Below are 20,662 nucleotides of genomic sequence, written 5' to 3'. Positions count from 1 at the left end.
GTGGCCAGAAAAACATTTTTTTGTGTTGATGCGCATACCTGTGGCAACCCGGTACGGGTTGTCGCAGGGGGAGGTCCCAATTTAGTGGGAGCCAATATGAGCGAAAAGCGTCAACATTTTTTAAAAGAGTATGATTGGATCAGACGCGGGTTAATGTTCGAGCCGCGTGGACATGATATGATGAGTGGAAGCATTTTAATGGCACCACATAGTCCAGAAAATGATTTTGCCATTCTCTTTATTGAAACATCAGGTTGTTTGCCCATGTGCGGCCACGGTACAATTGGTACGATTACGGTTGCCATAGAAGAAGGCCTGGTTGTACCAAAAACACCCGGAAAAATCAGGATGGAGGCACCTGCGGGACTTGTCGAAATTGAATATCAGGTGACCGGTAAAAAGGTAGATTGGGTAAAATTGGTGAATGTAAAATCATATTTGGCAGCAGTTGACCTAACCGTAGAATGTCCAGGGTTGGGGCAACTTACTTTTGATGTGGCCTATGGAGGTAATTATTATGCCATTGTAGATCCACAGCAAAATTTTACCGGATTACAAGATTACACTGCAGGCCAGATCATCCAATATTCCCAAGTGGTGCGAAAGGCAATCAATGATAAATACCCCAACAAATTCATCCATCCGGAGAACCCTACCATTAGGGATGTAAGCCATATGATGTGGACAGGCAGTCCCTTGGATGGTTCCTCCTCTGGAAGAAATGCTGTTTTTTATGGGGACAAGGCCATAGATCGGTCGCCTTGTGGAACCGGTACTTCGGCACGAATGGCACAATTATATGCCAAGGGAAAATTAGGGTTGGGCAAACCATTTGTTCATGAAAGCTTTATAGGCAGCAAATTTGTTGGCAAGGTAGAGGCAGAGACCACCTTGGATGGAAAACAGGCCATAGTCCCAAGTATTCAGGGATGGGCACAGGTAACAGGATATAACAATATAATTATAGATGATGATGATCCTTATGCACATGGTTTTCAGGTGTTGTAGGGTATCATCGATAAGAATAGTATCGAATTTTGATGCTACACATGGACCAACAGGTATGAAACCAATAAAAATAATCGTTGCAATACTGATTCTCTTCAGTTGCTCGGTAAACCCGATAATTGCACAGAGAGGAAATCAGATTTTGGATGGAATCGGGGAAACAGGCATGATAGCGCGATATGTTTTGGATGGAGATGCCAAAGATTGGTCTAGAAATAATCTTCATGCAAGAATTTATGGTGCGGATACCAAGTTTGTGGCAGACGATCAATTTGGCAGTGTTCTTTCATTGACCTCAGAGGGCAAATCCTATATGTCCATTCCGGGAGAATCTTTAGAAGGTGAGGAGTCATTGAGTATTTCAACTTGGGTGAATTTTAAATCCTTACAAACAGGGCAAATGCTTTTTGATTTTGGAAAAGACGGCCGAACGCATTTTTTTATGGCCCTAGCTGGGGTCAGGGGAAAGGAACATATTCAAATGCAAGTCATCAAAGATGGCAGGAAAGCTTATGAGATCGCTTTACCAGATACCAAAATTGAAATGGGCAAATGGGTTCAGTTATCCCTGGTTTTTGATATTCCTTCAAAATCCATCGATTTATTTTTGGATGGAGAGCAAGTAGGTGCATTGGAAAATACGGAGCTGGAATTAAGTGAAATGTTCACCCACGAAAACATACTCTATTTGGGTAGGGCAATTACATTGGGAAGCCCATACCTCAGTGCCAAACTTCACGATTTTAGATTGTACCGAATTCCTTTGAGCGAAAAACATATCGGCCTAATTTATGCCCATGGTTTAAGTGGTGAAAATACAGTGGTAAAAGAGGAAAAACCAACGGACGACCTGCCCGATTTTAAACCTGAAACTCCCCAATTGTACATTAAATATCTTGTTGATGTTGCAGATATTGAGGTTGAAACGGAAATTGGCACCTTGCCTCGTCTCCCGAGATATGTGAAAGCAAGTTTCTCGAACGGCATTCAAGAGAAAAAGGTAAGAGTGATCTGGCCTGCCCCAACAGATAATAAGGATGTTTTGCGATCAGGGGAATATGTAATCACAGGTAAAGTACCCGGAACAGCATTTCAACCAAAAGCCAAAGTAAAAGTAAAGCCTGTTAACAGGCAGGATGGCCCGGAACGTAATTTAGAAGTTTTCTCACTTGATCAGGTATCTCTGGACAAAACCACCAAAGGTGAGCCAACAAAATTTATGGAGAACCGGGACAAATTCATAAATACACTGGCACAAACCAATCCGGACTCTTTCCTTTATATGTTTAGAAATGCCTTTGGGCAAGAACAACCAGAGGGGGCAAACCCTCTAGGGGTATGGGACAGTCAAGAAACCAAATTAAGAGGGCATGCCACTGGACATTACCTGAGTTCTATTGCGCAGGCGTACGCCAGTACTGGTCATGATAAAAAATTGCAAACCAATTTTGCCAATAAAATGGATTATATGGTGGAAGTACTTTATGGACTTTCACAACTTTCGGGCAGACCTCAAAAAAATGGAGAAGAATTTGAAGAAGACCCAGTGGCCGTGCCACCGGGCCCTGGAAAATCAATCTTTGATTCCGATTTGAGCGAAAATGGTATCCGAACGGATTATTGGAATTGGGGCAAGGGATTCATCAGTGCCTATCCTCCCGATCAATTTATCATGTTGGAGAACGGGGCTACTTACGGCACACAACCTACTCAAGTATGGGCACCTTATTATACCCTTCATAAAATACTTGCGGGTTTAATGGATGTTTATGAAGTAAGCGGGAACAAAAAGGCATTAGAGATTGCTAAAGGTATGGGGGATTGGGTTTATGCACGGTTGAGCCAATTGCCAACCGATACCCTGATAACCATGTGGAACACCTACATCGCAGGTGAGTTTGGCGGCATGAACGAAGCAATGGCCAGATTGGACAGAATTGCAGACGAACCCCGTTATTTGGTGGTTGCGCGCTTGTTCGATAACATAAAGATGTTTTATGGTGATGCAGAACATTCCCATGGTTTAGCAAAAAATGTGGATACGTTCCGAGGACTGCATGCCAATCAGCATATTCCCCAAATCATGGGTGCCCTGGAAATATATCGAGATTCAAACTTACCTGAGTACTACCAAGTGGCCGACAATTTTTGGTATAAGGTCAAAAACGATTACACGTACAGTATCGGTGGGGTGGCAGGTGCTCGGAATCCCACCAATGCCGAATGTTTTATTGGTCAACCGGCCACTTTGTATGAAAATGGATTTTCATCAGGAGGTCAAAACGAGACCTGTGCCACATATAACATGCTCAAACTTACCAGAAATCTGTTTCTATTCGATCAACGAACGGAATATATGGATTATTACGAGCGTGGGTTGTACAATCATATATTGGCATCGGTCGCCGAGGACAGTCCTGCAAATACATATCACGTGCCTTTGCGGCCAGGCTCGGTAAAACGGTTTGGAAATTCCGAAATGACCGGTTTTACCTGTTGTAATGGAACCGCTTTGGAAAGTAGTACAAAGCTTCAGAATTCCATTTACTTTAAATCCAGGGACAACAAAGAGCTCTATGTAAACCTTTTTGTTCCTTCGACACTTGCGTGGACCGAAAAAAATATTACCCTTCGCCAGGTAACCGATTTTCCAAAATCGGAGTCCACCAAATTGATTGTGGCCGGCGATGGCGAGTTTAGTTTGAACCTGCGCATACCGGAATGGGCCGATAAAGGAGTGACCATAAAAATAAATGGGGATATGGAGCCCGTGGAGGCCGTTCCAGGAACCTACCTTGCTATTGCCAGGGAATGGAGAAATGGGGACACCATTGAATTGCAGTTGCCGTTCCAATTTTATTTGGATCCGGTTATGGATCAGCAAAATATTGCAAGTCTTTTCTATGGTCCCATTTTGTTGGTGGCCCAAGAAGAAGAATCCCGAAATGAATGGCGAAAAATAAGCTTGGACGCAGATGACTTGGCCAAAACCATTCAGGGAGATTCAAATACATTGAATTTCACCATTGATGGTGTAATGTTTAAACCGTTTTATGACACTTATGGGCGACACTCAGTCTATCTGGATGTAACATTGAAATAATCAGGTGTTACCTTTAGGTAGCATCAAAAATTAAATAGAAATAGTATGGGATTACAAAAAGCAGGAATCATAATAGTGGCTCTGATCGGCTCGTTGGCAACCGCACAAACAAGTAAATTGGCAGATTTGGTAACAGAGTTTGAAGCAGATAACTGGGCATTGGATCGCACTTATATTGTTGATGAGTCCGATGAGTACTATCAGCGTTTTACCAAGTTCTATTCGGATTGGCAAAAAAAGATGGCCGATATTGACTTTGCCTCGTTGTCCCAACAAGGCAAAGTGGATTATATCCTTTTAAAGAGTTTGATGTCTAAGAGATCTTACTTTCTAGATCAGGATTATAATGCATTTAAAGAAGTGGAAGAAGTAGGCAATTTTGCAACTGAAATATTTCCATTTATAAAAGAGCGTAGAAGAGGTAAAAAGCCCGATTCCAAAAAATTGGCCCAAACCCTGCAGGATGCCACCAAGACCATCGATTCCGAAATGGAATCGTGGAAAGCCAAACCTTTTAAAGATTGGCAAACTGCCGATAAAGCTGCCGAATTGGTTGTTTCTTTCCAAAAAGGACTGGAAGAAGCCTATAATTTTTACTACGGATACGATCCCGATTTTACTTGGTGGGTGGAAAAGCCCTATGAAAAATTAAACAAAAAACTTACGGCCTACGCTGAATTCTTAAAAGAAAACTATTCAGAAGGGAGCGTAAAGGATGATGGTAGTGGAATTATCGGAAAACCAATTGGTGAGGAGGCTTTAAAGGAAAGCTTGGCACTGGAATTTATACCGTATACGCCGGCAGAACTGATCAAAACTGCCGAAGAGCAGTTTGAGTGGTGCAAAAATGAAATGATCAAAGCTTCAAGGGAATTGGGCTATGGAGATGACTGGAAGAAGGCATTGGAGCATGTAAAGAACACTTATGTTCCGGCAGGGGAACAGCCACAGGCCATCATGGACCTATATTCACATTCCGTTGATTTTATCGAGGAAAGAGACCTTATTACACTGCCCGCTCTTGCCAAGGAAACTTGGGGAATGAAGATGATGAGCCCAGAAAGACAAAAGGTGAGTCCTTTCTTTTTGGGAGGAAGGGATATCATTATTTCGTACCCGACCATGGAAATGGACCACAACGACAAGTTGATGAGCATGCGTGGCAACAATCCAAACTTTTCTTTTCCAACGGTACAGCACGAGTTGCTTCCCGGGCATAACCTACAATATTTTATGACCAGTCGCCATAAGAGTTATCGCAGACCATTTTATAATCCATTTTGGACGGAAGGTTGGTCCTTGTACTGGGAGATAATTCTGTGGAACAAAGAATTTCCGCAAACTCCAGAACAGAAACTGGGGATGCTTTTTTGGAGAATCCATAGATGTGCACGAATCATATTTTCGTTGAAATTCCATTTGGGTGAAATGACGCCCCAAGAGTGTATTGATCTTTTGGTGGATGAAGTGGGGCATGAGTATGCCAATGCAGAAGCAGAAGTGAGACGTTCCTTTACTACCAACTATCCTCCATTGTACCAATTGGCCTATATGATGGGAGGTCTACAGTTTTATGCCCTTAGAAATGAAATGTTGGAAAAGGGTTGGACGGAAAAAGAATTCCACGATAGGGTAATGGTAGAAGGCAGAATGCCGGTTGAAATATTAAGGGCTTTGTTACAGGACCTTCCTTTAAACAGGAACTATAAGACCAAATGGAAGTTTTCTACCGAATTTAACTGATAATCAGGGTAATTCCCCCAATTGCCAAACCTTGGCAGAGGAAATTGAAAACGGGTTTATAATTTAAATATAAACCCGTCTTCCTCTACTTTTTTATTGTATTTGTCCTTGTCAAAGATATAGAGATAAGCTCCTTTTCTGGAAACACTCATGTCTTTTTCGTCCAGTTTAACTAGAATATCAAAGGAATTTATTTTATTGATGAAATTTCGTTTGTCCAACTTTTTGCCCAAAATGGATTCATAAAGATCTTGGAGCTGCCTCATTGTAAATTTTTCTGGAAGTAGCTCAAAACCGATGGGTCTGTTCAAGGCATACTTTTTTAAAGATGACTTGGCTTTTTCAACCATCTCATTGTGGTCCAATATCAAATTTGGAGCCTTGTCAATATCGAACCATTGGGCCGAATCCACTTTAATTCCATTGTATCTGGAGTCGTTTACATCGATAAGGGCGTAGTAGGCAACCGAAATAATTCGTTGGGCAGGGTCACGGTCAATCCTGCTATACGTATAAAGTTGTTCAAGATAGATGTCGTTTAGGCCTGTTAGGTTTTCGAGTACCCTGGATGTAGTTTGATCGAGGTTTTCATTTTTCTTGAGAAACCCGCCGATCAGTGACCATTTCCCCATGTCTGGTTCAAAGCTCCTTTTAACCAAAAGGATTTTCAGGTTTTTTTTGTCAAACCCAAAAATAATGCAGTCGACAGCTAGGAGTACCGGGTCTTCTTCTTGGAAATAATTGGACTTGCCGAATAGGTTGTTGTCCTCATCTAAATCTTTTTCCATTCTCTCAGAAAATCAAAACGTTCGAGAACAAAAATAGGGACATTTGACCAATCAAAACTTAAGATTTAGTAAATATCAGTAAATCAATATCTTACAATTTGTTTTATGAAGCTGGGCAAAACATAGGAAGCTTATCAAAACCGGTCCTCCCTAATCAATGGATCTAAATTTTTAGATTGCCCGCCAATTGTTTTAATAGGATTTCTGAAACTTTGGCCTGATATTTTGCATTGCTGTTTCTTACCCTTGCGTTGATGTAATTCAACTGGGCCGTTCTGAATTCAATCGTAGGGATGATACCAATTCGATACTTTTCTACTGTAATGTCAAGGTTTTCTTTGGCAATCAACTCATTTTTTTCCTCCAGTTCCATTAAACTGATGTTAGTAAGATAGGTTTGATAGGTTGTATTTACCATCGATGTCAGTGTCTGTTCCTGTTCGGCAATGGCCAGTTCAGCATTTTCAAGAGCGATCTTCCCTATTTTTTCGTTTCTATTTTGATTAAAACCGTCGAATAGGTTGAGCGATGCCCCAAAACCGTAGTTGAAACCATTGGATTGCGACCGTGTGCTAAAACCCAGTTCCGAAGTGGACCGTCCCACATTATAACCAGTGGTCACATAGACTGATGGATATCGTGATGCTTTGATCTGTTTAAGCTGCAGTTCGCTGATTCTTTTGTTTATTTTTTCGGCCTGTAACTGTGGATTCTCCTCGACCACTCGATTTTCAAGTTCTTCCAAATTCAAACTTTGATCCACAAAAATTTCGGGGATCACTTTAAATTCGATCTTTAGGTCACGGGCCAGCTGCTCATTCAATAGAATTTTGGTGTTTTTGTGCAATTCCTGCTGACGCTGCATTTCGGTTTTGTCCGTATTTAGATCCACTTGTGCGTTGAGCACCTCTAATTTTGAGGCCTTACCAATGGTAAATCGGTTTTGGGCCAGTTCTACACGTTGTTCCGATATCAACAAAGTACTGTCCAAAGCGGATAACTGCTGCTGCTGTTGAACCAAATCGTAATATGTGGTCATTATTTCGCCCACTTTGCCCAAAATAGCCTGTCTTAGTTCGGCTTCTCCCAATTTTTGGGTTTCCTTGAGTTCTTCGTGGTTGGCAAACATGCGCAATCCATCAAAAATGGTCCATTCCAGGGCCACACCATAATTCAGGCTGGTATTCTTGGCATTGTCCCGTTCAACTTCAGTGCCGTCCACACGGGTTTGCGATAAATTCTGCACACTGTTGTTGTCAACAATATTGGCGGTAACTTGGGGCAGCATTCCAGCTTGTCCCGGACTCACGCCTTCCTCGTCCATTCTAAGTTCGTTTTTGGCCGTTTTGATCTGATAATTGTTTTCCAGTGCAATTTTCACGGCTTCTTCAACGGTCAATACCTCTTGGGCATTACTAACAACAAAACCGCCGATGATCAATAAAAATAGGTTGATTCGTTTTATAATGTTCATATTACGAAAGCTCGAGGGTTTTGAATTCTGGTCTTAGGACTTTTTTTCTGGACCACATAAGATACAAGGCCGGGATTACGAACAATGTAAGAACCAAGGAGAACATGGTTCCTCCGATGATAACCACTCCCATGCCCGTTCTACTGGTGGATGCAGCACCCAAAGACAGGGCAATGGGCAGTGCGCCAAGTGCAACCGTGAGACTGGTCATCAAAATTGGTCGCAACCTCGATACGGAGGCCTTCATAATAGCTTGCATCTTTGTGATGTTTTCGTCCTCTTCCTGTAATTGGTTGGCAAATTCCACAATTAGAATTCCGTTTTTGGTTACAAGACCAATAAGCATAATGGTTCCTATCTGGCTGAAAATGTTCCATGTCTCACCAAATAACCAGAGTGAGAACATCGCACCTGCAACGGCCAATGGAACCGTTAGGATAATAATGAACGGGTCAATGAAACTCTCGAATTGTGCCGCTAGAATCAAAAAGATCAATACAAAAGCAAGTCCAAAGGCAAATGCGGTATTGGAGCTACTTTCTACAAAGTCTCTTGATTCCCCACCAAGATCGGTGGTAAAGGTCTCGTCCAGTACCCTTTCTTTTATAGCGTTCATTGCATCGATACCGTCACCCATACTTTTACCGGGTGCCAGGTTTGCAGAAACCGTGGCCGACATGTATCTGTTGTTATGAAATAGCTGAGGTGGACTACTGTGTTCTTCTGTGGTCACCAAATTATCCAATTGGATTAGCTGCCCCTCATTATTTTTGACAAAAATGGAGGTAAGGTCCATAGGTTCGTCACGATCTTGTTTATCAAACTGGCCTATAACCTGGTATTGTTTGCCATTCATCAAAAAGTAACCGAAGCGCTGTCCGCTCAAAGACAATTGTAGGGTCTGTGCCACATCCCTTACCGATACACCGAGACTTTCGGCTTTCTCACGATCAATGGATACGTATATTTCCGGTTTGTTGAATTTTAAGTTGACATCCACAAAGGAGAAAGTGGGGTCCTTTTCTGCTTCGGCCATAAATGCCGGAATACTTTCTTCAAGTTTTTCAAAATTTTTCGCCTGAATTATGAATTGCAATGGTGCTCCTCCACGTTTGTTTACTGAAATCGTGGGCCGCTGGAATACACTGGCTTTTCCCCCAACATAGCTCTTGGCCCAGTTGCCAAAGTCTTGGGCTATTTCTGCTTGGGAACGTTCCCTTTCGCTTGGGTCGGACAATAGTATACTGGCCCTACCACTGTTCACGGAAGACACTCCGAATCCGGGAGAAGTAATGATCAACCCTACTTTTCTTTCTGGGATGGAATCGAGGACCAAATCGGTAATCTCTTCCATATAACGTTCCATATAATCATACGAGGAACCTTCAGGTGCCTTTACCACCAACCTAACGTAGCTTCTGTCATCATAGGGTGCGGTTTCCTTTTGTAGTAACATGTAAAACAGGACAATAACCCCTATACAACCAAATAATATGGGGATGCTCATCCATTTTTTTGCAATGAAACTGCGAAGCGATTTTTCGTAGGCTTCGTTCATCCTTAGGAAGAACTTTTCCGTGACGTGGTAAAACTTGGATTGCTTTTGTTTACCGGGTTTAATCAAATACGCATTCAACATCGGCGTCAGTGAGAGGGATACAAAGGCAGAAACAAGGACCGCCGCACTCAGAACCACTCCAAACTCCCTGAAGAGCCTGCCTACAAACCCTTCCAAGAAGATGATAGGAAGGAATACGGCCGCCAAAGTCACCGAAATGGAGATTACCGCAAAGAAAATTTCTTTGGAACCTTTTATGGCCGCCTCGATGGGACTCATTCCTTCTTCTACTTTTTTATAGATGTTTTCCGTGACCACAATTCCATCATCCACTACCAATCCGGTTGCCAGTACAATGGCCAAAAGGGTAAGTACGTTGATGGAAAATCCAAACAACCACATGATGAAGAAGGTGGCGATCAAAGAAACTGGGATATCGATCAAAGGTCTAAGTGCCATGGACCAGTTTCTAAAGAAAAGATAAATTACCAATATTACGAGGACGATGGAAATAAGCAAGGTTTCCGCAACTTCCGTAATTGCTTTTCGAACAAATACGGTGTCATCCACTACAATGTTGAGCTTATACCCTTCCGGAAGGTCTTTTTTGAGTTGTTCGTACTCCTCGTAAAAAGCATCGGCTATCTCCAAATAATTGGTTCCCGGTTGCGGTATTATGGCTGTTGCTACCATGGGCTGGCCAAGATTCGTCATTTTGGTCTCCATGTTCTCGGCCTCCAATGATGCATTTCCGATATCGCTCAAATGAACGAGCTTTTCGCCATCGGCCATGATCACGATATTGTTGAACTGTTCTTCCGTATTCAGGTTGCCAATGGTTTTTACGGTAAGTTCTGTATTGTCTCCTGTTAACTTTCCCGAAGGCAGTTCAATATTCTGCGCCAAAAGCGCATTTCGTACATCGGCCACCGTCAATCCATACGAAGCCAATCGGATTGGATCGATCCATAAACGCATGGCATACCTTCGCTGTCCCCAAATTTGGATACTACTTACCCCTGGAATGGTCTCCAGTCGCTGTGCGATTACATTTTCGGCATAATCCGAGAGTTCTAAAATATTTTCATTGTCACTTTCAATGGTCATGGACAGGATCCGTTCCGCATTGGAGTCGGATTTGGAAACCACTGGGGGCGCATCCAAATCATCGGGCAAACTTCTTACCGCTTGTGATACCTTGTCCCTAACGTCATTGGCTGCCTCTTCCAGGTCTTTATCCAAGTTAAACTCGATACTTATGGAGCTGGAACCTTGAACACTTGAAGAGCTTATGTTTCGAATACCATCTATGGAGTTGATGGCCTTTTCCAATGGCTCCGTTATTTGCGACTCAATAATGTCGGCGTTGGCTCCGGAGTAATTGGTACGTACCGAAACTTGTGCAGGATCAATGGAAGGGTATTCACGAATACCCAAAAATGTATATCCTATAGCTCCAAACAGTACTATGGCAATATTCATCACAATTGCCAGTACCGGTCTTTTAATACTTAGGGTGGATAAATTCATTATTCTGCGTTAAGGGTTCTGGTTTCTTGTAGTTTTACTTGAACGGGATTACCGTTTTGAACGGCCATAACCCCATAGGTGATAATGGTATCACCTGCTTTTAAACCAGAGATAACCCTAACGGAGCTCCCTGTTCGAGAACCTGTTTCCACATCAATTTCCTTGGCTATACCGTTGTTGGTGATAAATACTCTTTTACCATTTTGTACGGGAATCAAGGACTCTGTTGGAACCAATAACGCATCGTTTACGGTTTCTAATGGGAGAATTACATTGGCGAATCCCCCGGGATAAAGATTTTTTCCACGGTTATCCATTATGGCACGTACTCTTAAGGTCCTGGTGGTAATCTCAATTTCTGGGTCAATGGCATAAATAGTGGCATCATATTCTTTTTTTGAATCGGATGTAGTGAAATTCAAAACAGTGCCCACCTTAACTTGTGGGGCATATTTTTCGGGTACGGAAAATGTGATCTTAAGGTCATCCGTATTCACCAACTTGGCGATTACGGTAGCCGGTGTAACATAGGTTCCTTTAGAAATTGATCGAAGCCCAATGGTTCCCGAAAAAGGAGCTCTTAAAGTGGTTTTGGAAAGCTGTGCAGCGATTAATTCGGCCTCTGCGTTCGCAGAAGCATAATCTGCACTTGCAATATCATACTCTTCTTGGCTGATGGCTTGTTTTTCTAGCAAAAGTTTGGCCCTTCTTTCGTTTTCTGCGGCCAATTTTTTGGCAGTCAATGCTTTGGATAATTGTGCCTGTAGCTCAATATCGTTGACCTTTATCAAAACTTGGCCTTCGGTTACTTTACTACCTTCCTTAAAGTTGATGCTTTCCACCATGCCGGAGACTTCACTTCTGATCTCGATTTGTTCATCAGCTTCCAATGTTCCGGAAATGGAAATGTTATCATTAAAAATTTGAGGCTGCAGGACCATGCCAGAAACCGTGGCAATCCTGGGGCCTGAACCTCCTGATTTGCCAATCTCGGAGTTGGATTTAATTCTGTAGGCTATAAGAATACCTACTCCAACTACTAATAGCGTGTAGACAATGTGCTTAACTTTCATTTTGGTTTGGTGGTTGGTGGTGCTGTTTTTTAATAAAAACAGACTCTTTTCAAAGATAAAGCCAGACCATTGTTCAATGAAAGCGACATCGGTCATTTTAACACAGCAATCCCCTGAACAGCGATATAATGGGGGTTAACGACATGTAAATGAGTGTAAAAGGTGAAATGTGGTCGATGGTATGTTAAAATTGGATGCATATCAACGATTGACCTATGTCATTTTTTACAAGAAAGCATCGATTTATCTTTGGTAAAAGCCCATAGACCATGAAAACCGTATTAATTCCAACTGATTTTTCCAAGAATGCCCTACATGCCCTGCAGTATGCACAAGAGCTGTATAAATGTGAACGTGCCTGCTTTTTTGTGATGCATGCATTTGGAGAAGAAGTTTATGGTGAATACAATACCGTGGCCAAAGAAGATGTAGAAAAACTGAAGGAGGAAAAAAAGCAAGAAACCGAGAGAAAATTGGACGAATTATTGGACTTGGTTCAAGGTGAACCTCCCAATCCCCTTCACAATTTTGAGGCGGTAGCCTGTTTCAATAACCTTGTAGATGGCGTCAATGATTTTGTGGACGATATGAACATTGATCTAGTGGTAATGGGAACCAAAGGGGCAACCAGTGATCATAAGACTACTTTTGGCAGTTTTACCATCGAAGTATTTAAGTATGTAAAATGCCCGGTGTTGGCCGTTCCTGAAGATTTTGAGTACCGCCAGCCAAAGGCCATTCTTTTTCCAACGGATTATCTGCTGCCCTACAAGCGAAGGGAATTAAAGCTTTTGGGCGATCTGGCGGGTAAATTCAAATCCAAAGTGCATTGCCTTTATATTACGGATTTTGATGAACTGAGCCCCAGACAAGAGGATAATAAATTATTTTTGGAAGAGACCCTTACCAAACCTTATCTGTATTTTGAAACGGCTCCCGTAAAAAATAAGGCAGAGGTTATTCTGGAACATATTGACAAGAAAGAAGCAGGTATGTTGGTGATGATGAATTCCAGACATTCCTTTTTTGAAGATATGCTTTACAGGTCTACAGTGGACCTGTTGGGATTAAAGATTAAAATTCCATTCATGGTTATGCAAAACCTGAAGCGATAGCAAATATGAAAAAGAAACGTATCATATTGCCCACCGATTTTTCCAAAAATTCTTGGAACGCCATTAGCTATGCATTAAAGCTGTTCAAAGACGTTCCCTGCGATTTTTTTCTTCTGAATTCCTATCAGGTCGGTGCTTCGGGGCTATCCCATAAAATGGCCGGTGCCAATGATACCCGATTGTACAATTTGATCAAAGAACAATCCAATCGTGATCTTAAAAGAGAATTGGCAAAAATCAAAGAACTGGATAAAAATCCAGATCATACTTTTAATTTGAGGTCTGTGGCAGGTAGTTTGGTCAATGCTATAGGTAAAACGGTGTACAATGAAGAGATAGACTACATAATTATGGGCACCAAAGGTGCCTCTGGCCTAAAGGAAGTTTTCATTGGCAGTAATACCTTCACTATTATCAATCAAATAGATTTTTGTCCGATCATAGCGGTTCCCGATGATTATAAAACCGACGGGAAAATAGACTCTATGCTATTGGCTACAGGGTACGAGCATCTTTTTGAAAATTATGAGCTAAAACCGATTTTAAACCTTGCTGAACATTTTAATGCCAAATTATGGATTGCCCATGTAGGTAGTTTGGAAGAACTGTCTACCGCTCAAAAGGCCTCAAAAATCTCACTGGAAAAAAGGTTGAGATCCATCAATTTTGAGTTTTTGGAAGTAGCAAGGGATGCATCAGTCAATCAGACCATTCAAAAGGTGATCGATCAAGATAGAGCCATAGATATGGTTGTTATGATCAACCAAGACCATACATTTTTTGAGCGGTTAACACGTGAACCGGTCATAAAAAAGGTAACCTTTAATACCAAGGTCCCATTTTTGGTAGTTCATTTATTTGAGTAGGGGCAAACTATAAAAATGATTTGGCCAATTGCACCAATTCTCCTTTTTGCAGTACGCCGGATTTTCTCCATAATTGTTCTCCGTTCTTAAAGAAAATCATTGTTGGTACACCGCGTACTTGATAGGTGTTGGCAAGACTCTGATTTTTATCGACATCGATTTTTACAATTTTCAAGGAATCACCCATTTCATCCTTAACCTGCTTTAATATTGGGGCCAACATTTTACAAGGACCGCACCACTCTGCAGAAAAGTCGATAAGCGTTAACTGGTCGCTGTTGATCAAATTTGCAAAATTTCCTTTCATGATATCCTAAAATTTATAAGCGCAATTTATAAAAATGCCAAGTTTTCTTAAGTGACCAAAGTCACCAACACCATCCATATTGTAAACGAAAAGTTTGGTTGTACAGGAGGTCGATTTCTTTTTCTATCTTTAGTCACTGCACAACTAAACAAACAATATTTCAGATGTTCGGAAAAATAACGGGCTTTGCATTGGTCCTTGTAATGTTGGTATCCTGTAAAAGCGAAAAGAAAAAAGAGGAAACGGAAACATGGCGCACAAAAAAGGCAGCCGTGGAAAATGCCGTGCACAACCAATTGTTGGAGGTGGAAAAAGAGCAAGGCTGGAAGTTACTGTTCGATGGAGAGACTTTGAACGGATGGCATCTTTACAACAACCCGGGCTCAAAATCGGTATGGGAAGTGGTTGACGGTGAATTGCACAGTAATGCCAATGATGAGTCTTTAACAGCAGGCGATTTGGTAACCGACAGGGCCTTTGAAAATTATGAACTGACACTGGAATGGAAAATATCGGGAAATGGCAATAGCGGTATTTTTATAAACGTACAGGAATTGCCCGAAGTACCGACCGCATGGCAGAGTGGTCCAGAATACCAAATTTTGGGAGCGGAACATATGGATTATAACGTACCTGAAAAACGCCCCGGTTGTTTATATGTTTTCTTGCCACAACAGAACAGCGTGGAAATAAAGCAAGGAGACTGGAACAAGACCAGAATTAAACAGGTGGACGGTAAAATCGAATTTTACCTTAACGGGGTTTTGACGGCGGAAGAAGATCTAGGTTCACCCGAGTGGCAGAAAAAAATAGCCGCGACCCACTTTTCTAAATATCCTGAATTTGGAAAGACCACCGAAGGAAAAATAGCATTGCAGTACTGGTATTTTGAAACCTCCTTCCGAAATATTAAGATCAGGGAACTGTAATCAGATCACCAATACGGGAACCTTGGGCTTGCTCAACAATAATTTTCTGGTCGTGCTCCCATAAACATTGGAGTTACGTAAAAAGGTGGAATTTCGGCCCATGATCAATAAGTCGGGTTTTTTCTTTTTGATGGCTGTTTTAATGTGCTGCACCACGCCTTTGCCCTTTAATAGTTTAAAGTGCCATTCTTTTAAATGTTTTTGATGGTTCTCCGAGAGCTTTTTGAATTTGGTTTCACAATTTTGCCATAATTCTTCGGCAATTTCATCATCCTCTTGTTCTATGTATGGGAAATAACCCAATGGCGTTTGGTTTACATACAACCCCGTTACTTCCAGGTCGGGGAAATATCCCCTAAAGTTATTGGCCCAGGCAATCACTTTCTTGTCCCTTCCTTTGGTTTTTAGATCAATAGCGGCAAACAAAGATTCAAATGGGAATTGTGTCTTTTGAGGGCAGAACAATACCGGAGCATTGAACATTTTAAGGGATACTGATTTCATGGGCACATCTCCCGTTCCATCTTCTTGTGATTTGCTTCCAAAAATAAATAGTGTGGAATCCGTATTGTAGGGTAATTGGTTTTTTATGGCATTTATGGTATTGTTGTCATCGGTTACAGTAGGTATTACCTTTTCCGAATGTTCTTTGAACAATGGAATGTAATTTTTTTTGATATGCTTCAGGATTTTTTCTCTCAATTGCTCACTGCTTAGCGCCGTAAATTCATCAAGAGCCCCGATAAAATCAAATTTTATATTGTGAAAAAGCACTACGGATTCAATAGTGGAAATATGATCCAGCAGATAATAGGCATTGTTTATACAGGCAATGTCATAATTGGATAAATCCAGGCCAATAAATAGTTTGTCAATCTTCATCGTCTTCAGAATTGATAATTGTTTTGAGTTGCTCCAGATATGCGTTTCTTTCCTTTTCCTTGGCCTTGAGCCACATTCTATGAGTGGTTTTGGTGAACTCTTTGGCCAGTGAGTAAATGATAAGCAAGATAATAATGGCAAACGGAAGTCCGGCAGATATTACTGCGGACTGTAACGCTTTTAATCCACCTGCAAATAAAAGTGAAGCCGCCACACCCCCTTCCAATAGGGCCCAAAATATACGTTGGCCCACAGGGGCATCCAATTTTCCGCCAGAAGTAATGCTGTCGATGACCAAGGAGCCGGAGTCGGACGAAGTCACAAAGAAAATTGTGACCAGCACTATTCCAATAAAGGATGTTATGGAGGATAATGGAAATTCCCCTAGTAAAACAAACAAGGCCGTAGAAAGGTCCTCGGATACACTTTGTGCAATAGGCGCCAACCCTTGAGATTCCACAAAAATGGCCGCTCCGCCAAAAACGGACATCCATACGAACACCAACAACGATGGAACCAAGAGCACACCCAGTATAAACTCTTTTACCGTTCTTCCTTTGGAAACCCGTGCTATGAACATACCTACAAAAGGTGACCAACTGATCCACCAGGCCCAATAAAAAACCGTCCAGCTATGCTGCCAATTGTTGTTTTGATATGTTTCTGCCCATGTACCCACCTTGATCAGGGAATTCAAATAGTTCCCGACATTTTGAACTAGTCCGTCCATAATAAATGAGGTCGGACCTATGAACAGGATAAAGATCAGGAAGAGCAGGGCAAGCCTCATATTGACCACACTTAAAAAACGAACGCCCTTGTCCAGACCAAATACCACCGAAGTGGTCGCTGCCAATGTAATGCATATGATAAGGGTGATATGTGTTTTTGTTGTATTCTCAATACCGAAAAGAAACTCGAGTCCCGAACCGATTTGTTGTACTCCGATACCCAATGTCGTGGCCAGGCCAAATAAGGTGGCGATTACGGCTAGTACATCGATAAGATGTCCCCAAAAGCCATCAACCTTGTTGCCGATCAGCGGTCTGAACAAGGAACTTATGGTTAATGGATAGCCTTTGTTAAAGGTGAAAAAGGCCAGAGCCAAACCAATGATCACATAAGGGGCCCATCCATGGAAGCCATAGTGGAGAAATGTAAAGAGCATGGCGTTTTCGGCTCGTTCGGCAACAGTATCGACTGGCAGGGGAGGGTTGTCAAAATGGAACATAGGTTCCGCTACCCCGTAAAACATGAGGCCAATGCCCAATCCTGCCGAAAACAACATGGAAAACCAAGAAAAAGTCGAGAATTGTGGTCGTGCCTTTGGACCTCCCAATCGGATTTTTCCAAATTTGCTGAAGGCGAACCATAATGCGGCCACCACAAAAATGTTCATGGAAAGTATAAAAAACCAACCCGCATATTCCGATGTTTTTTCTTGAAAATATCCAAAGGATTCCACCAATGATTCGCTGTAAAAAAATGAAACTAGTATAGTGGCCAATATAATTACTGCTGCTGGATAGAATACCGGGGCATGAATATCAAAATACTTTTTATCTCCTTTTCTGGCCATGGACGATTGCTGTTTGAGCAGGGTAGAATAATGAAATTGCCCGAATAAAAAAAATGCTGTTTTAAAAAACAGCATTTTCTATAATTGCCCCAGTGGTATATTATTCGATTTTATGAAGAAGTCCGTTCAGTATCTCATCTTTTTCGTCCAGTAAATGATCTTGTATAATTATATCGGGAACAACGCCCTCTTTTTTTGTACTTCCATTTAGGCGGATGCTGTATCCTTTTGAAACATTGATGGTTATTCCCGTATTTGGCAATGGATATTGAAACTGTGAAGCAAAAAGTGTCGGGTATTCACCTGTTTCTTCTCCAACAATGGTCGCAAACCCATTGTCCTGAATCTGGGCCGCGGTCACTGCAGCCTGTGAATGCGATTGCCTGTTCACCAGAACATAAACCTTGCCCGGAAATCGTTTTTCTCTGGGTTGTGGCGGATATTCATCAAAAACAAATTCATAGGACTCCCCATTTTTATGATTCAGGATTTCCTTAAAATAGATCTGTGTGGTATCGTTGTTTTTACGGGATTGTTCTTTTAGGATTTTACTCGTCTTAACATAAAACTTGGAGTGCCACTTAAATGGTTTGTCCGCAATATAGGAGACCAAATAATCACTGAAAGAGTCATTGCCACCAAGATTGTTCCTAAGGTCAATGATCAGGTTGGTGTTCTTGTTTGCTTTTATTTGAGTAAAGGCCGAATCAATGAATTTTTTGAATTTTGTCTCGTCACCATTAAAATTACCGGGGTTGAGATATGCGAATCCATCAATGAATTTTAGCTCTCGACCTGAATTGAAAATTTCTGTTCGCTTCATTTCGAAACCTTGGATTAAGTCAACGGCATCGACTGTATGAGTTTCCACATCACCATCCAGCGCAACGGCTATCTCAAAACTTTCCTGTTCACCGTATAGTTGCCAATAGAGCCTTGGGAAAGAAAACAACTCAATTTTTGCGTTTTTAAAATAAGGGCGTTCGGCTGAAACCAGAGGGCAAATGTCGGATAGTATTTCTGAAATGGATGTTTCATTTATACGAAGTACTTCAGAACCTATTTGGATATTATTGTTGTTCGACCAGTTTTTGCGTATAAGGGCCTTGCCGTTCTCAAAGGCAATTTCCAAAGGAAAAATTGTTCCTCCAGAATAGGCATATTGACCGTACGAGGTCCCGGGGAATCCAATTTCGGTATGGCCGTTGTTAACTTTTGATATTACTCTTTGAAAGAGTGTTGTGGTTTCCAATAAACTAAAACTGTCCTTTTTAATCGTCTGTTTTACGTGTAGGTAATTGTCGATGAACTCGGATTTTGGAGTGTAGGCGTACAAATCGTAATGTGTTTGTTCCAAAGATATTCTCAGAAACTCCAAGTCTTCCAATACAGCGTTTTTGGAGAACCTTGTTTGTGCTTTAAGTTGACCTATTAGTAAAAGTCCAAACAATAAGGAAACGAGACAAATTTTGATTTTGTGTATTAAAATAGCTTTCATCAAATATTTATTTGCCGCAAAACTAGATGGCAGTGGTCTAACGCGCGACCGAATGCTTCTTTTCGGACTTCTTTTTTTCTTGCTCCACGAACTGGCTCGGCGTTTTTCCAGTGGTTTTTTTAAAGACGTCGTTGAACGTAGATTTTGATTTAAACCCACACTCGTAGGCGAGACCGAGCAAGGTCAGTTTTTTATTTTCCGGAAGGGTAGTACGTCTTTTAAATTCTTCGATGCGATAACCGTTCACAAACTCATAGAAGTTTTTGGAAAAACTACGGTTGATGGTTTGGGAGACTTGTTTTGGGTTGAGGTCCACTAGCTCGGATAACTTGGCAAGGTCAAGTTCGGAATCCAGGTAGGGTCGCTCATTTATCATGGTCGATTCAATTTTTTTTGCCCATTCAAGATTTTGATTTAGCTCTTCGGATGTCGATTTCTTGGTTAAATAACCGGAGGTTTTGGTACGTGATCTTAGGTACCCTTTAAAGCCAATCCAATAGGTTACAATGGCCAATCCAACAAAAGTTGGGAGAAAATAGGATTCCCTCAATTCTCGATCAAAAACAAAACGGTCGATTTCTGTTAAGATCATCCAGCCTATCCAAAATGCCGAATAGATTAAAATTGGTGCTTTTAACCAATTCAAAGATTTGTTCTCCAAATTGGAAAAATGCTGTTTCAACCATGTTTGATATCGGTAAAGAACCAAAAGCGAGATAATGGTGTAAATGGTAATGGACAGGATTCCCAGCCATTGCTCCACCAGATATATGTTGGTGTACGGATGATGGGGAGTTTGGTACAGGCCATCTGCACCCAATCTGTAAAATGCAGTCCGGTAAAAGATGAACTCCAGCAGTAGGGGAACAAAATGAATGTAGTCTTTCTTTGAAAACCTAAAATCCCTATCGGTGACGCTTTTCGTATAAAAGTATAACGCAGGACCTATCCCAAACAAGAGTTCCAGTTGCACATACCTAAAGGTATCCATCATGTTATGGCTTCTCAGCACATTGACTAAGGCAATGTTCAATGCCATAAGAGCAAAAAAGAATATCAGGAGCGATAAAAATATATGGGAAGGGTTTTGTTGGCGTTTGGACAGCAACATACCTCCCAATATTATGGCCTGTAGGGCAAATACAAATATGATGGTGGTTAATATAGGATTGGGAGCACTCATACAAGCGCTAAGTTAACCATTTAACA

15 protein-coding genes are annotated in these 20,662 nt (G+C 41.5%); 6 read left to right on the top strand and 9 right to left on the bottom strand.

Annotated features, from left to right (window positions below; genetic code table 11):
• Genes PY091_RS05640 through PY091_RS05630 form a run of 3 tightly spaced genes read left to right on the top strand, consistent with a single transcriptional unit; the run spans position 1 to position 5,854 of the window.
• The gene (locus tag PY091_RS05640; protein ID WP_275648720.1) at positions 1–1,008 is read left to right on the top strand and encodes a 4-hydroxyproline epimerase; all 1,008 of its coding nucleotides are present in this window, start codon (positions 1–3) and stop codon (positions 1,006–1,008) included.
• 55 nt (positions 1,009–1,063) lie between these two features.
• The gene (locus tag PY091_RS05635) at positions 1,064–4,111 is read left to right on the top strand and encodes a beta-L-arabinofuranosidase domain-containing protein (RefSeq protein WP_275648719.1); all 3,048 of its coding nucleotides are present in this window, start codon (positions 1,064–1,066) and stop codon (positions 4,109–4,111) included.
• A 45-nt stretch (positions 4,112–4,156) separates the two neighbouring features.
• On the top strand, positions 4,157–5,854 hold the full coding sequence (locus PY091_RS05630; protein WP_275648718.1) for a DUF885 family protein: 1,698 nt from the start codon (positions 4,157–4,159) through the stop codon (positions 5,852–5,854).
• Between the two features lie 56 nt (positions 5,855–5,910).
• Here the strand turns inward: PY091_RS05630 and PY091_RS05625 are convergent, their stop codons facing one another.
• The 4 genes from PY091_RS05625 to PY091_RS05610 all read right to left on the bottom strand — a co-directional run bounded on the left by PY091_RS05625 (position 5,911) and on the right by PY091_RS05610 (position 12,277).
• On the bottom strand, positions 5,911–6,642 hold the full coding sequence (locus tag PY091_RS05625) for an NUDIX hydrolase (RefSeq protein ID WP_275648717.1): 732 nt from the start codon (positions 6,640–6,642) through the stop codon (positions 5,911–5,913).
• Between the two features lie 163 nt (positions 6,643–6,805).
• Positions 6,806–8,116 (bottom strand): TolC family protein, encoded by a 1,311-nt coding sequence (locus tag PY091_RS05620; protein WP_275648716.1) that lies wholly within the window; start codon positions 8,114–8,116, stop codon positions 6,806–6,808.
• A gap of 1 nt (position 8,117) precedes the next feature.
• Positions 8,118–11,204 carry an efflux RND transporter permease subunit gene (locus PY091_RS05615; protein ID WP_275648715.1) on the bottom strand — a complete coding sequence of 1,029 codons (3,087 nt, stop codon included), beginning with the start codon at positions 11,202–11,204 and terminating at the stop codon, positions 8,118–8,120.
• On the bottom strand, positions 11,204–12,277 hold the full coding sequence (locus PY091_RS05610) for an efflux RND transporter periplasmic adaptor subunit (protein WP_275648714.1): 1,074 nt from the start codon (positions 12,275–12,277) through the stop codon (positions 11,204–11,206). The genes PY091_RS05615 and PY091_RS05610 overlap by 1 nt, the downstream gene beginning before the upstream one ends.
• A 269-nt stretch (positions 12,278–12,546) precedes the next feature.
• Here PY091_RS05610 and PY091_RS05605 point away from each other — a divergent pair, with 269 nt between their 5' ends.
• Entirely contained in the window at positions 12,547–13,392 is an 846-nt protein-coding gene (locus PY091_RS05605) for a universal stress protein (RefSeq protein ID WP_275648713.1), read from the top strand.
• Between the two features lie 5 nt (positions 13,393–13,397).
• Complete coding sequence (locus tag PY091_RS05600) at positions 13,398–14,258, top strand: universal stress protein (protein ID WP_275648712.1); 861 nt, start codon at positions 13,398–13,400, stop codon at positions 14,256–14,258.
• A 7-nt stretch (positions 14,259–14,265) separates the two neighbouring features.
• On the opposite strand, the gene trxA is transcribed toward PY091_RS05600, so the two are convergent.
• Positions 14,266–14,565 carry a thioredoxin gene (gene trxA, locus PY091_RS05595; protein ID WP_275648711.1) on the bottom strand — a complete coding sequence of 100 codons (300 nt, stop codon included), beginning with the start codon at positions 14,563–14,565 and terminating at the stop codon, positions 14,266–14,268.
• A gap of 164 nt (positions 14,566–14,729) precedes the next feature.
• On the opposite strand from trxA, the gene PY091_RS05590 reads away from it, so the two are divergent.
• Complete coding sequence (locus tag PY091_RS05590; RefSeq protein ID WP_275648710.1) at positions 14,730–15,494, top strand: 3-keto-disaccharide hydrolase; 765 nt, start codon at positions 14,730–14,732, stop codon at positions 15,492–15,494.
• On the opposite strand, the gene PY091_RS05585 is transcribed toward PY091_RS05590, so the two are convergent.
• The 4 genes from PY091_RS05585 to PY091_RS05570 form a co-directional block, all read right to left on the bottom strand.
• Positions 15,495–16,376 carry a universal stress protein gene (locus PY091_RS05585; protein ID WP_275648709.1) on the bottom strand — a complete coding sequence of 294 codons (882 nt, stop codon included), beginning with the start codon at positions 16,374–16,376 and terminating at the stop codon, positions 15,495–15,497.
• The gene (locus PY091_RS05580) at positions 16,366–17,955 is read right to left on the bottom strand and encodes a BCCT family transporter (RefSeq protein WP_275648708.1); all 1,590 of its coding nucleotides are present in this window, start codon (positions 17,953–17,955) and stop codon (positions 16,366–16,368) included. The genes PY091_RS05585 and PY091_RS05580 overlap by 11 nt, the downstream gene beginning before the upstream one ends.
• Positions 17,956–18,055: 100 nt before the next feature.
• Complete coding sequence (locus PY091_RS05575) at positions 18,056–19,453, bottom strand: S41 family peptidase (protein ID WP_275648707.1); 1,398 nt, start codon at positions 19,451–19,453, stop codon at positions 18,056–18,058.
• A 37-nt stretch (positions 19,454–19,490) separates the two neighbouring features.
• Positions 19,491–20,636: a helix-turn-helix domain-containing protein gene (locus PY091_RS05570; protein WP_275648706.1), complete on the bottom strand. Its 1,146-nt coding sequence runs from the start codon at positions 20,634–20,636 to the stop codon at positions 19,491–19,493.
• Positions 20,637–20,662 lie beyond the last annotated feature (26 nt).

It is taken from the genome of Flagellimonas okinawensis (assembly GCF_029194005.1).
Classification (GTDB): domain Bacteria; phylum Bacteroidota; class Bacteroidia; order Flavobacteriales; family Flavobacteriaceae; genus Flagellimonas; species Flagellimonas okinawensis.
Note: the sequence above shows the minus strand (reverse complement) of the source record. Positions and strands in the feature narration are given on the sequence as shown.